Genomic DNA, 14,122 nt, shown 5'->3' with positions numbered 1-14,122 from the left:
ACCTTTGTGGCGAGGGGGCTCGCCCCCGCTCGGCTGCGCAGCAGTCGCAAACCCGGCCAATGAGTGCGCAAAAAGATCGCAGCCTTCGGCAGCTCCACCGACAGCGTTCACCCGTCCCTAACGGATAAACGCGATCCCGTAGGAGCCGCCGAAGACTGCGATCTTTTAAAAAGCGCCGCTTACACCGAAGCCTGCCGCACCTGCTTCTCCAACTCGGCCTTCAACCCCGGCTCCAGCTTCAACTGCCGCGCCAGTTCATCGAGGTAGGACTTTTCCATGAAGTTCTCTTCGTCCACCAGCATCACACTGGCGATGTACATTTCGGCCGCTATTTCCGGCGTACTCGCAGCGCGGGCGACGTCGGTCGGGTCCAGCGGTTTATTGAGTTCAGCATGCAGCCACTGCTGCAGTTCCTGATCGTTGTCGAGCTTGGAGAACTCGCCTTCGATCAACGCACGCTCGCGTTCATCCACATGACCATCGGCTTTGGCCGCCGCCACCAGCGCCTTGAGAATCGCCTGGCTGTGCTGCTCGACTTGCGCCGCCGGCACGCGGTCGAGGGTTTGCGGTTCGGTCTTCGGCGCGGTGCCTTGCTGGGCCTGCCAATTTCCGTAAGCCTTATAGGCAATGACCCCCAGCGCGGCGAGGCCGCCATAAGTCAGGGCCTTGCCGCCCACACTGCGAGCCTTCTTGCTGCCCAGCAACAGACCCATGGCCCCGGCCGCCAAAGCACCGCCGCCGGCGCCCGAAAGCAGGCTGCCGAGGCCGCCAGCCCCGCCACTACCGCCGAGCAAGCCGCCCAGCCCACCGCCAGCCGATTTGTTCTGCGTCCCGCCAGCCTTGTTCTGCAACAGATCCTGACCGGACTTGAGTAACTGATCGAGCAATCCACGGGTGTTCATTTGCTGCCTCCACGAATTCGGGTTAACCGGATCATTAAGGCCATCAGCCTGAACCGAAAGTGCCCGGTGTCGTCGGGTGAGAGTGCTTCAGGATGTTGCTTGCTACTTGTGGGCTGCGGATTTCAAATAAAAAACGGGATGGATTTATTAATGAAATAAATCCACCCCGATTATTTTTTATTGCTTTGCCTATTACAGGTGCTCTCCTTAGAACCTTTGGTCTATCAGCTGCTGGTTAAGCGCCTCAAGCTCCTCAAGCATCTTTACTCGATCAAACGGGTCAATTGCCAAACGTTTCTCAAGAGCATCAATTCTTTCAGGCTCCGTTAACCCCTCAAGCTCCTTAAGTATTTCAAGCCTCTCAGACTCCTCATATCCCTCAAGTTTTTCAAGCTTCTCAAGTCTCTCAGCTTTCGTAAGTCCTTCGAATGGCTTCTGTCTCTCACGCCACTCAGTTTCCATACGATCCACAATATGCTCAGGACTTTCAGGCGCAGGCGCGTCAAGCCCTCTTGCTGCTACCGCTTCTTCCATTGTGATATTGTTGAACCTGAAGTCATTTCCGTAGTGGTGAGCGACATGGTTGAAGAATTTCAGCATGACTGAGCCGGTGGCTAATGCTTTGTATTGACCGGAACCAGACACCGGCCCAATGATATTATAGTTAACACCGACCGGTGACCCAATTACTACATCTTTAGCTGCCTCTCCGACATACAGGGTCACTGTAGTCCCATTCACGTTCGCGTTCCCGGTGCGAACAAAGCGAAGTTGATAAGTAAACTTGTATGTTTTTCCATCCTCCACCTGAATTGGACAAGCCATGATCATGCCCTGCCAATTTTTTCGTGAATCACTAGTGTTTGATCCAACTCCCCCATGATTGTTATCTAGAGTACCTACATAGTTACCTTGAGCAACCCAACTTTGAAATGAGCCATTAACGAAATTCCACAGAGCCTTTTGATTGAAAGTCCTTGGAGTGGATACTGGGTAATCACCATATTTCGCAATGGCCGTGAAACTGTGCAGACCCACCTTCACAGTCACTGGTGTGCTCCAGATCCCTAGAGCATCGACCGGCACAATGATGCCCGTCGAAATGTTTTTATCAAAAATCTCTACCTTAAGATTAGCGGTCGCGGTACCGGTCAATGTCACCACGGTATCAGTGCGGCCGATAACATTAAGGGTTGTGCCATTACCAACCTCGGTACTGTTGTTTTTTACCGAAGTGATTTCTGGCTGAACCAAGACAATCGACTTGATGGTATAGGTGCGCAAAGGAAACGGATCCTGTTTAGTCGGACTCTTGCTAAACGAAGCCTTAAATTCCATGGTCAACGTGCTGCCGTCTTTCAGGTTTTTCAACTCGCTGAGCGCAATGCTGCGAGTGTAAAAACCCTGAGTCATCCATTGTTGGTTGACATAAGAGCCGGGCGCCTGATGAATAACTTTACGGTAAGGAGTGTCATTGATGTTTGTACCGTGCAGGCTCAGCCATACGTACTGGCCAGTGGCAATCAAAGGCCAAGTACCCATATGGTAAACGGCATTAGCCGTCAGGTTAGCGACATTCAGCTCCGAACCTTCGCCATTATTGGCGGCTTGTCTAATTATCGGTTTGGGCAGATCTTTCTGGTCAATAGCCTGCACAGCCAACGTCAACGTCTGCGACGGTATTGGATCGCCGTCTCCTCGGGTGATGGTATAGGACACCGTCACACTCAAGCCCAGGTTGAACGCCACCACGGTATTGGGGATTCTTATTTCCAGTCCGGCGCTGACCAGTGTGGCAGGTGATGTGTAAGAACCACCAGCTTGGGTACCGGGGGCACCGGTCCAGCTGACGCTCAGTTGACTATCTGGCGGCAGGGGCGGGGTCTTGGGCACGATAATGGTCACGTAGTTCTGGACCGGAGCCGAAACCACCAGCGGATCCAGGCTGTTGTTCGGCGCTTCCTTGACGGTAGGCGGGTTCAACTCTAGCAAACCCGTCACATTCACCACCCACGCTGCCGAAACCTGACCACTGCCATACAGCGCCTTAGCCGTCAGGCGACGCACACCGACCGCGACGGACACAGTTGCGGTCCAAGTCCCGCCCACTGCGGTGAGTGCGCCTCCTATTGGGGCATCTCCATCATAGAGCTGCACTTTTTGGCCAGCACTGGCACTACCCGTGATCGTGATCGAGGTCTCGGTCGTGGTGCCACCATTGGCGATTTCACCCTTTGAATCCCTCACGCGGTTGATTACTGGTGGCACAGTTACGGCCTCACCAATCACCTGCGCCTTGGCCTCCCTCGAGGAATATTTCTGCTCGCCGTTTCTTTTCAGCACATACTTCACGGTCACGGTCTTGGCGGAAATAACCTTGTCATTCGGGATCTCCAGTACGACACGCACCGGATCCCCGAAGTCGTCCGCCTGAACATTCCCTCTTACGGTCAGCACCACATCCGGCAGCCCCGGTGATTGGCCGGTGTAGGTTGCGTCGATGAGGTCGCCCACTTTGAAGCGAGGGTCTCTCACCAGGATAATCACATACAGGTAAGCCCCCAGTTTTTCCAGGTTGATAAAGTGTGACAAGTCTTCGGCTTCACTCAGAATTTCGCGCAGAATCGCAGCTGGCAAGCGCGCGCCCGCCAGATCCACGTCCACGGTCTGCGTGGCCGACCAGGGCGAATCGGTGTCTGGACCGTTGCCGAGTTGGTCGGTCACGGTGTAGGAAAACGGGAAGTGCTCATGGTCTCGACCGGCCACTAGGTCGGCGCGCGTAACGAAGAAGCGCACCGTGGTCGGAACGGGCAAGCCATGACTTGGTGGCGTCGGGGCTTCGTCCTCGGTGACGTTGTAATACACATCATAACCGTTGCAGTTCAGCCAAATGCGGTCATACGCCCGGCAGTAAGGGTACGACACGCTCACCTCAGCCCCATCCACGGGGAAGTCAGCGCCGACGCCGTTCTTGATCGCGTCCGGCAGGATCAACTCCAGCTCGGAGTGTCCGCCGTCACCTGGGGTACTGTCCTCAATGCCGGGCCGGATGGCGTTGTACAGCAACGTCAGCGCCGGTGTGGAGCTGCCAAGGTTCTGGCTGCGGCGAATCACGGTGTACACCAGTTGGTTGACGCGGCCGGGCAGCAACAGGCCCTTCGGAATATACAACGTGACGCCCGTCGTATCGTCCAGGGTTTGTGTGCTGTCGATGCCCGGCTGACCGTTGAGATCGAGCCTGACGGTATCGCCCGCAGCCTGCCCCAGGTAAGGGTCAACCTGTACCGCCAGCCCCTTGGGTTTAGCGTTATAGCTGTGGAGGGACACCCCATAATGGGCGCCCTTTACCGATTCCGTACCAAGCGGGATTTGGGGTAGATACAACGTCAGCACAGTGTTATCGAATTCCCCAGACAGATCGCTAGCCATGAGAAGACTCCTTGTTATGGATGAGGCGGTTGGGCGACAAGTGGACAGGGGTTATCAGACGCCCGACAAGGAGGGGTTGGCTACTGTCAGAACTAACAGGTAGGGTTTTTTTCCAGACGAGCGGTAGAGGGTTTGCCCTCCCGCCCCGCACAAACCAACCCATCGATTTAAAAGATATACACTCGGATAAATCGATAAAAACCGCCCACCCGGTAATTCCCCATGATGACCCTGCGTCAGATCCGCCACTTCATCGCCGTGGCCGAGACCGGTTCGATCTCCGCCGCCGCGCAAACCGCCTTCATTTCCCAGTCCACCCTGACCCTGGCCATCCAGCAACTGGAGCAGGAAATCGGTGTCGGCCTGTTCAATCGCCACGCCAAGGGCATGACCCTGACCCACCAGGGGCATCAATTCCTGCGTCAGGCACACCTGATTCTGGCCACGGTGGACAATGCCAAACGCAGCCTGCAACAGAGCACCGATCAGGTTGCCGGGCAGTTGATCATCGGCGTGACCAGCCTGGTCGCCGGTTATTACCTGGCGGATTTGCTCACCCGATTCCAGCGCGCTTACCCCAACGTTGAAATACGCGTGATGGAAGATGAGCGGCCGTACATCGAGCATTTGCTGGTCAGCGGTGAAATTGATGTGGGCGTGCTGATCCTCTCCAATCTGGAAGACCGCCACGCCTTGCAGACCGAAGTGTTGACCCATTCGCCCCATCGACTGTGGCTACCGGCCCAGCATCCGCTGCTGGAACACGACAGCATCAACCTCGCCGATGTCGCTCGCGAGCCGCTGATTCAGCTGAACGTCGATGAAATGGACCGCAACGCCCAGCGCATGTGGTCGGCGGCCTCGCTGCAACCGCGCATCACCTTGCGAACAGCCTCGACGGAAGCGGTACGAAGCCTGGTTGCCGCGGGCTTGGGCGTTTCCATTCAGCCGGACATGACTTACCGCCCGTGGTCCCTGGAGGGCGACATCATCGAAGCGCGGTCGATCGCCGACCTGAGCCAGACCCTCGATGTCGGTCTGGCGTGGCGTCGCGGCACTGCCCGGCCCGCGCTGGTGGACCCGTTCCTGACCGTCGCTCGCGAACAACCCCATGGCGGGCGCAAGCCATCTATTTAATCGAACGCCACCTTCAGTATTTAGTATTTGTCGACCACAAGCCCGGCCACTAGTCTTGAGGCATCTATAAGACGGCCGGGCCCAGTCACAGGGAATCCCATGGCCACACAAGAAAAGAGAACCCGAAAAATGGCTGGCGCGCAGGCTCCGTTGTTCACCGCGTTGTTGATCGATGGCGAGTTGGTCCCGGGCCAGGGTTTCGTCGAACCCATCCTCAACCCGGCCACCGGAGAAGTGCTGACGCACATTGCCGAAGCCAGCACCGAGCAGCTCGAAACCGCGATCCTCGCCGCCCACCGCGCCTTTGCCAGTTGGTCGCGGACCACGCCGCAGCAGCGCTCGAACCTGCTGCTGGACATCGCCAACGCCATTGAAAAAAACGCCGACCTGCTCGCCCGCCTCGAATCGCTGAACTGCGGCAAGCCATTGCACCTGGCACGTCAGGACGATTTGAGCGCCACGGTCGATGTGTTCCGTTTCTTCGCGGGTGCCGTGCGTTGCCAGACCGGCCAGCTCAGCGGCGAATACTTGCCGGGTTACACCAGCATGGTCCGTCGCGATCCGATTGGCGTGGTCGCATCGATTGCGCCGTGGAACTACCCGATCATGATGGCCGCCTGGAAAATCGCCCCCGCCCTCGCCGCTGGCAACACGCTGGTGTTCAAACCGTCGGAACACACGCCACTGTCGATTCTGGCGTTGGCACCGGCGCTCGCCGAGATCCTGCCGCGCGGGGTGATCAACATTATTTGCGGTGGCGGTGAAGGCGTCGGCAGCCATTTGGTCAGCCACCCGAAAGTGCGCATGGTGTCGCTGACTGGCGATATCGTCACCGGGCAAAAAATCCTCCAGGCCGCGGCGAAAACCCTGAAACGCACCCACCTCGAACTCGGCGGCAAGGCGCCGGTGATCGTCTGCAACGACGCGGATATTCAAGCGGTGGTCGAGGGCGTGCGCACCTACGGCTATTACAACGCCGGCCAGGACTGCACCGCCGCGTGCCGGATTTATGCACAGGCCGGGATTCATGACCGCTTGGTGGCCGAACTCGGCGCAGCGGTCGGCAGCCTGCGTTTTGCCGGTAAACGTGATGCCGACAACGAGATCGGCCCGCTGATCAGCACTCGCCAGCGCGACCGCGTGGCCAGTTTCGTCGAGCGTGCCCTCGGCCAGCCGCACATCGAACGCGTGACCGGCGCGGCGGTGCATTCCGGTGCCGGCTTCTATTACCAGCCGACCTTGCTGGCCGGTTGCAAACAGAGCGATGAAATCGTTCAGCGCGAAGTGTTCGGGCCGGTGGTCACCGTGACCCGCTTCAATGAGCTCGAACAAGCGGTGGACTGGGCCAACGACTCGGAATACGGCCTCGCCTCCTCGGTCTGGACCCAGAATCTCGACAAAGCCATGCAGGTCGCAGCGCGTTTGCAGTACGGCTGCACCTGGATCAACAGCCATTTCATGCTGGTCAGCGAAATGCCCCATGGCGGCCTGAAGCGCTCGGGCTATGGCAAAGACTTATCCAGTGATTCGCTGCAGGACTACAGCGTGGTGCGCCACATCATGGCCCGTCACGGACAGCATTTATAAAAGCGCACTACGCTAACAATTAGCCATAACGGCATTGGCTTCACCCCGTTCAGAACTGCCCCGACCATAATTTAAAGAAGAGGGTTCACCATGCTTGTGCACAAGACCGCACTGCTCAGTGCAATCACCACGGCACTGCTGGCCAGCGCCAGCCTGCAGGCCGCCGAGCCGCTGAAAGCCGTCGGTGCCGGCGAAGGTCAGCTGGATATCGTCGCCTGGCCCGGCTATATCGAACGGGGCGATACCGACAAGACCTACGACTGGGTGACCGGCTTCGAGAAGGAAACCGGCTGCAAGGTCAACGTCAAGACGGCCGGCACGTCCGATGAAATGGTCAGCCTGATGGCCAAGGGCGGTTACGACCTGGTGACGGCGTCCGGCGACGCCTCCCTGCGTCTGATCGCCGGCAAACGTGTGCAACCGATCAATACCGCATTGATTCCCAACTGGAAAAATCTCGATCCGCGCCTCAAGGATGCGCCGTGGTATGTGGTCAACAACCAGACTTACGGCACCCCTTATCAATGGGGCCCGAACGTGTTGATGTACAACACCAAGGTGTTCACGCAGCCACCTACCAGTTGGGGGGTGCTGTTCGAAGAGCAGAAGCTGTCCGACGGCAAATCCAACAAGGGCCGCGTGCAAGCGTATGACGGCCCGATCTACATCGCCGACGCGGCGCTGTACCTGAAAACCACCAAGCCGGAACTGGGCATCACGGATCCTTACCTGCTCGACGAAAAACAGTACAAGGCCGTTCTCGACCTGCTGCGCGCCCAGCAAAAGTTGATCCATCGCTACTGGCACGACACCACCGTGCAGATGAGTGACTTCAAGAACGAAGGCGTGGTGGCTGCCAGCGCCTGGCCCTATCAGGTCAACGGCCTGATGAACGAGAAACAGCCGATCGCCTCGACCATCCCGAAAGAAGGCGCCACCGGATGGGCCGATACCACCATGCTGCACGCCGAGGCCAAGCATCCGAACTGTGCCTACAAGTGGATGGACTGGTCGCTCACGCCGAAGGTCCAGGGCGATGTGTCCGCCTGGTTCGGCTCATTGCCGGCGGTTCCGGCGGGGTGTAAGGCAAGCGAACTGCTGGGCGCGGAGGGTTGCAAGACCAATGGTTTCGACCAGTTCGACAAGATCGCCTTCTGGAAAACTCCGCAGGCTGAAGGTGGCAAGTACGTGCCTTATAGCCGCTGGACCCAGGATTACATTGCGATTATGGGTGGTCGCTAACACCAACTGATCGTTCCCACGCTCTGCGTGGGAATGCATCAACGGACGCTCCGCGTCCATTCGCGCAGAGCTGACGCAGAGCGTCACGGGCTGCATTCCCACGCGGAGCGTGGGAACGATCATCAATGAAGATTTCAGAAGTCCAGGCAAGGCCACTGTGATGATCCTCGCCTTCTCGGAGCACCGCACCATGACGCTTGCAGTCCAGTTCACCAACGTTTCCCGGCAGTTCGGCGAGGTGAAGGCCGTTGACCGGGTTTCTATCGATATCCAGGACGGCGAGTTCTTTTCCATGCTGGGCCCCTCCGGCTCGGGCAAAACCACCTGCCTGCGCCTGATCGCCGGTTTCGAACAACCGAGCGCGGGTTCCATCCGTATTCACGGCGCCGAAGCTGCGGGGTTACCGCCGTATCAGCGTGACGTGAATACTGTGTTCCAGGACTACGCGTTGTTCCCGCACATGAACGTACTCGACAACGTCGCCTACGGTTTGAAAGTCAAAGGTGTCGGCAAGACCGAACGCCAAAAACGCGCCGAAGAAGCCCTTGATATGGTCGCCCTCGGCGGCTACGGCGAGCGCAAACCGGTGCAACTCTCCGGCGGCCAGCGCCAGCGTGTGGCCCTGGCCCGCGCGTTGGTCAATCGCCCGCGTGTGTTGTTGCTCGACGAACCCTTGGGCGCCCTCGACCTGAAGCTGCGCGAGCAAATGCAAGGCGAGCTGAAGAAGCTGCAACGCCAGCTCGGCATCACCTTCATCTTCGTTACCCACGACCAGACCGAAGCGCTGTCGATGTCCGACCGCGTGGCCGTATTCAACAAGGGCCGCATCGAACAGGTCGACACACCACGCAACCTGTACATGAAACCGGCAACCACGTTCGTCGCCGAATTCGTCGGCACGTCCAACGTGATTCGCGGCGATCTGGCGCAGCAGTTGAGCGGCAATCCACAGCCGTTTTCGATCCGCCCGGAACACGTGCGTTTCGCCGAAGGTCCGTTGGCCAGCCATGAAATCGAAGTCAGCGGCCTGCTGCACGACATCCAGTACCAAGGCAGCGCCACCCGCTATGAACTGAAACTGGAAAACGGCCAGACGTTGAACATCAGCCAGGCCAACGTTCAGTGGCTGGATGTCAGCACGCAACATCAGACCGGGCAACGCATCAGCGCTCGTTGGGCGCGCGAGGCGATGATCCCGCTGCACGATAATGTTGTGGGCGGGGTGTGAGATGAACAGCGTGGTGCCCCCTCAAACCCCGGCCAGTGGCTCGCCGCTGCGCCGGTTTTCCAACATGCTGTACCGGCGGCCGAACCTGTATCTGTCGCTGCTGCTGGTGCCGCCGCTGCTGTGGTTCGGTGCGATCTACCTCGGTTCGCTGTTGACGTTGTTGTGGCAAGGCTTCTACACCTTCGATGACTTCACCATGACGGTCACGCCCGACCTGACCCTGGCGAATTTCACCGCACTGTTCCAGCCGTCAAATTTCGACATCATCCTGCGCACCCTGAGCATGGCTGTCGTCGTGTCGATCGCCAGTGCGGTCGTGGCGTTCCCGATCGCCTACTACATGGCGCGCTACACCAGCGGCAAGACCAAGGCGTTTTTCTACATCGCGGTGATGATGCCAATGTGGGCCAGTTACATCGTCAAGGCGTATGCCTGGACTTTGCTGCTGGCCAAGGGCGGAGTGGCCCAGTGGTTTGTTCAGCACCTGGGGCTGGAGCCGGTGTTGCAGTTCGTGCTCGGGATTCCGGGCGTCGGCGGCAGCACCTTGTCGACCTCGCATCTGGGGCGGTTCATGGTGTTCGTCTACATCTGGCTGCCGTTCATGATCCTGCCGATCCAGGCCTCACTGGAACGCCTGCCGCCGTCCTTGCTGCAAGCCTCGGCGGACCTTGGTGCCAAGCCGCGTCAGACCTTCATGCAAGTGATTCTGCCGCTGTCGATTCCGGGCATCGCCGCCGGTTCGATCTTCACCTTTTCCCTGACCCTGGGCGACTTCATCGTGCCGCAACTGGTGGGCCCGCCGGGTTACTTCATTGGCAGCATGGTCTACGCCCAGCAAGGAGCGATCGGCAATATGCCGATGGCGGCGGCCTTCACGCTGGTGCCGATCGTGCTGATCGCCATTTACCTGTCCATCGTCAAACGTCTGGGGGCTTTCGATGCGCTCTGATACTTCATCTCAAGATCGGGCATCCCTGGGCCTGCGCATCGCTGCCTGGGGCGGGTTGGTGTTCTTGCACTTCCCGATCCTGATCATCTTCCTTTACGCCTTCAACACTGAAGACGCGGCGTTCAGCTTTCCGCCCAAGGGCTTCACCCTGAAGTGGATCGGCGTGGCGTTCTCCCGGCCCGACGTGCTGGAAGCGATCAAGCTGTCGTTACAAATCGCGGCGGTCGCCACATTGATTGCGCTGGTCCTGGGCACTCTTGCGTCGGCGGCGTTGTACCGGCGGGACTTCTTCGGCAAGCAAGGCATCTCGCTGATGCTGATCCTGCCGATTGCCCTGCCCGGGATCATCACCGGGATCGCGCTGCTGGCGACGTTCAAAACGCTAGGGATCGAACCGGGGATGTTCACCATCATCGTCGGCCACGCGACCTTCTGCGTGGTGATCGTCTACAACAACGTCATCGCCCGCTTGCGCCGCACTTCATACAGTTTGATTGAGGCCTCGATGGACCTCGGCGCCGACGGCTGGCAGACCTTCCGCTACATCGTCCTGCCGAACCTCGGCTCGGCGATGCTGGCCGGTGGCATGCTGGCGTTTGCGCTGTCGTTCGACGAAATCATCGTCACCACCTTCACCGCCGGCCATGAACGCACCTTGCCACTGTGGCTGCTCAACCAGCTCAGCCGCCCACGGGACGTGCCGGTCACCAACGTCGTCGCGATGCTGGTGATGATGGTGACCATGTTGCCGATCCTCGGCGCTTATTACCTGACCCGGGGCGGGGAAAGCGTTGCGGGCAGTGGCGGGAAATAACGGACAACTCATTTCCAAGGTGGAAACCGGATCCTGTGGGAGCGGGCTTGCCCGCGATAGCGGTCTTACAGTCGACATTTCAGTTGAATGTCAGTCAGTCATCGCGGGCAAACCCGCTCCCACAGGGGGCCGGTTTCAGCAGGAACACATAAGCAGCTTCGATGAGGACATAGCCATGCAAACCAAACTCTTGATCAACGGCCAACTCGTCAATGGCGACGGCCCCGCCCAAGCCGTGTTCAACCCGGCCCTGGGCCGTGTGCTGGTAGAAATCAACGAAGCCAGCGAAGCCCAGGTCGACGCCGCCGTGCGGGCCGCCGACAACGCCTTCCAAGCCTGGTCGCAAACCACGCCGAAAGAACGCTCGTTGCTGCTGCTCAAACTCGCCGACATCATCGAAGCCCATGGCGAAGAGCTGGCCAAACTGGAGTCGGACAATTGCGGCAAACCCTACAGCGCCGCGCTGAACGACGAGATTCCGGCGATTGCCGACGTGTTCCGTTTCTTCGCCGGCGCCAACCGTTGCATGAGCGGCGCGCTGGGAGGGGAATACCTGCCCGGCCACACCTCAATGATCCGCCGCGACCCGGTGGGCGTCATTGCCTCCATCGCGCCGTGGAACTACCCGCTGATGATGGTCGCCTGGAAAATCGCCCCGGCCCTGGCCGCCGGTAATACCGTGGTGCTCAAGCCGTCGGAGCAAACCCCGCTGACCGCCCTGCGCCTGGCAGAACTGGCGTCGGACATCTTCCCGGCCGGTGTCCTTAATCTGGTGTACGGCCGTGGTTCTGCAGTCGGTACCGCACTGGTCAATCATCCGAAAGTGCGCATGGTGTCGCTGACCGGCTCGATCGCCACTGGCTCGAACATCATTTCCAGCACCGCCGCAAACGTCAAACGCCTGCACATGGAACTGGGCGGCAAGGCACCGGTGATCATCTTCGACGATGCGGACATCGACGCCGCCGTGGAAGGCATTCGCACCTTCGGTTTCTACAACGCTGGTCAGGATTGCACCGCCGCCTGCCGTATTTACGCGCAAGCAGGCATCTACGACCAGTTCGTCGAGAAGCTCGGTGCGGCCGTCAGCAGTATCAAGTACGGCTTGCAGGACGATCCCTCGACGGAGCTTGGCCCGTTGATCAGCGCACAACATCGCGACCGCGTGACCGCGTTGGTCGAACGTGCCATGGCGCAACCACACATCCGTTTGATCACTGGCGGCAAAGCGGTGGAAGGCAATGGCTTCTTCTTTGAGCCAACGGTGCTGGCCGACGTGCAACAGGACGACGAGATCGTGCGCCGCGAAGTGTTCGGGCCGGTAGTGTCGGTCACCAGGTTCACCGATGAAGCGCAGGCGCTGGCCTGGGCCAACGATTCAGACTACGGCCTGGCGTCATCGGTCTGGACCACGGACGTCGGCCGCGCCCATCGCCTGTCTGCACGCCTGCAGTACGGCTGCACGTGGGTGAACACCCACTTCATGCTGGTCAGCGAAATGCCCCATGGCGGTCAGAAACTGTCTGGTTATGGGAAAGACATGTCGATGTATGGGCTGGAGGATTACACCGTTGTTCGGCACGTGATGTTCAAGCATTGAAAGCTTTGCGGGCAAGTCGGATCGCCGCACCGCTCGCTCCTACAGGATTTGCGCAATCTCTGTGAGAGCGGGCTTGCTCGCGAATGGCGCTGTCTCCCTGCACCTCGTACAAAAACAGGAAATTCCTACAGATAGAGCCTTCCAGAAAAGGCAACGATTCCTACAACAAGCGTCGCCAGAGTAGACTTGGCGCCGCGAGCGCCTGAACGATAGGCTTTACCTCGTCGCTGCCAAATCAGCGACCCGGGGTCGAAGCCGGAACATCATCAACATGGCGCATCCGCGCCCCCATATGAACTGGGGCAATTTTTGCCTTTCAGCTTCGCTTTATGGTGGGCCGTGTGGCGCGGGCCTCTCGGCTTACATGTTGATCGAGAATGTTCCGACTTCGAACGCCGCGCGGTCCGCCACCCCAATCTGTCGAAGGATTAGTGGCGGCTTCCTTTTCAACATGGAGTCGAAAAATGCTTGAGCACACGCTAAATCCCTCTGAAATCCATCCTCATTACACTCCTACCGTCTTCACCCGCCACAACCGATTCCTCCACGCCATCATGCAAGCCAACCAAGCCTGGTTCTGTGTTCAGGACCTCGGTCGCCTGATGGGTCGACCGATGGACCAACGGCTCACCCTGAAGCTCGATCCTGATCAACGCCAATACGTCTGGCTGCTGAAGAACGGCAAAACGACCGAATCACTGATGGTCAGCGAATCAGGGATGTATGCCCTGCTCGTTCACCATTTCGTCCCGGAAAACCGAAACCTGCGCCAGTGGCTGAGCAACGAGGTCATCCCAATGCTGCGTGATTCGAAAGCGACATCTGTGGATAACATTCCCAGCCTGAGTTCGTTGCAATGGGCTGGGATTTCTGTGCCGCTGCTGCATTGGCAGCATCAGGCATGGATCAAGTGGCGGGACATGCCTGACTTGATGCAGGCACAGCGGCCATTCACGATTTGTAGCCGTTGAACTGATGCACAAAGGGGCGGACTTTTACAGTCCGCCCCTTTGGTTTTCCAACATCACTCGATCTCCTACCGTTAAAACCGCGAAACACTGCGCATCGCATCCACCAGATACCGCATCGCAATCCGGTCATTCTCCGACAGCTCGCGATACCGCTCCACCAACTTCAACTCCTCCGAACTGAGCCGACGCCTTCGCCGACCGGTGGTCAGCCAGGGAAAGAGTCCTAACATTTCAGTGATGCCTTGTACTTTCGACATGGACGA

11 protein-coding genes are annotated in these 14,122 nt (G+C 58.7%); 8 read left to right on the top strand and 3 right to left on the bottom strand.

The window, feature by feature from the left end; all coding sequences use genetic code 11:
* Window positions 1-179 precede the first annotated feature (179 nt).
* Both ACQKPC_RS17395 and ACQKPC_RS17390 read right to left on the bottom strand, forming a co-directional pair.
* Window positions 180-902: a tellurite resistance TerB family protein gene (locus ACQKPC_RS17395; RefSeq protein WP_427625683.1), complete on the bottom strand. Its 723-nt coding sequence runs from the start codon at window positions 900-902 to the stop codon at window positions 180-182.
* A 207-nt stretch (window positions 903-1,109) separates the two neighbouring features.
* Window positions 1,110-4,331, bottom strand: coding sequence for a hypothetical protein (locus ACQKPC_RS17390; protein WP_427625715.1), 3,222 nt, complete (start codon window positions 4,329-4,331; stop codon window positions 1,110-1,112).
* A gap of 222 nt (window positions 4,332-4,553) precedes the next feature.
* Here ACQKPC_RS17390 and ACQKPC_RS17385 point away from each other — a divergent pair, with 222 nt between their 5' ends.
* From ACQKPC_RS17385 to ACQKPC_RS17350, 8 genes are all read left to right on the top strand, one after another.
* Complete coding sequence (locus ACQKPC_RS17385) at window positions 4,554-5,468, top strand: LysR family transcriptional regulator (protein ID WP_427625682.1); 915 nt, start codon at window positions 4,554-4,556, stop codon at window positions 5,466-5,468.
* 129 nt (window positions 5,469-5,597) lie between these two features.
* The gene (locus ACQKPC_RS17380; protein WP_427625681.1) at window positions 5,598-7,055 is read left to right on the top strand and encodes a gamma-aminobutyraldehyde dehydrogenase; all 1,458 of its coding nucleotides are present in this window, start codon (window positions 5,598-5,600) and stop codon (window positions 7,053-7,055) included.
* Window positions 7,056-7,145: 90 nt separating this feature from the next.
* The gene (ydcS, locus tag ACQKPC_RS17375; RefSeq protein ID WP_427625680.1) at window positions 7,146-8,297 is read left to right on the top strand and encodes a putative ABC transporter substrate-binding protein YdcS; all 1,152 of its coding nucleotides are present in this window, start codon (window positions 7,146-7,148) and stop codon (window positions 8,295-8,297) included.
* Between the two features lie 190 nt (window positions 8,298-8,487).
* On the top strand, window positions 8,488-9,525 hold the full coding sequence (locus tag ACQKPC_RS17370) for an ABC transporter ATP-binding protein (protein WP_008072891.1): 1,038 nt from the start codon (window positions 8,488-8,490) through the stop codon (window positions 9,523-9,525).
* A gap of 1 nt (window position 9,526) precedes the next feature.
* Complete coding sequence (locus ACQKPC_RS17365) at window positions 9,527-10,474, top strand: ABC transporter permease (RefSeq protein WP_427625679.1); 948 nt, start codon at window positions 9,527-9,529, stop codon at window positions 10,472-10,474.
* Entirely contained in the window at window positions 10,464-11,288 is an 825-nt protein-coding gene (locus ACQKPC_RS17360) for an ABC transporter permease (protein WP_123498071.1), read from the top strand. The genes ACQKPC_RS17365 and ACQKPC_RS17360 overlap by 11 nt, the downstream gene beginning before the upstream one ends.
* A gap of 175 nt (window positions 11,289-11,463) precedes the next feature.
* Entirely contained in the window at window positions 11,464-12,888 is a 1,425-nt protein-coding gene (locus tag ACQKPC_RS17355; protein ID WP_427625678.1) for a gamma-aminobutyraldehyde dehydrogenase, read from the top strand.
* Window positions 12,889-13,352: 464 nt separating this feature from the next.
* The gene (locus ACQKPC_RS17350; protein ID WP_427625677.1) at window positions 13,353-13,859 is read left to right on the top strand and encodes a BRO-N domain-containing protein; all 507 of its coding nucleotides are present in this window, start codon (window positions 13,353-13,355) and stop codon (window positions 13,857-13,859) included.
* A gap of 71 nt (window positions 13,860-13,930) precedes the next feature.
* On the opposite strand, the gene ACQKPC_RS17345 is transcribed toward ACQKPC_RS17350, so the two are convergent.
* Window positions 13,931-14,116 carry a hypothetical protein gene (locus ACQKPC_RS17345; RefSeq protein WP_008072883.1) on the bottom strand — a complete coding sequence of 62 codons (186 nt, stop codon included), beginning with the start codon at window positions 14,114-14,116 and terminating at the stop codon, window positions 13,931-13,933.
* Window positions 14,117-14,122 lie beyond the last annotated feature (6 nt).

This window comes from Pseudomonas sp. NPDC089918 (assembly GCF_050280605.1).
GTDB lineage: Bacteria > Pseudomonadota > Gammaproteobacteria > Pseudomonadales > Pseudomonadaceae > Aquipseudomonas.
Note: the sequence above shows the minus strand (reverse complement) of the source record. Positions and strands in the feature narration are given on the sequence as shown.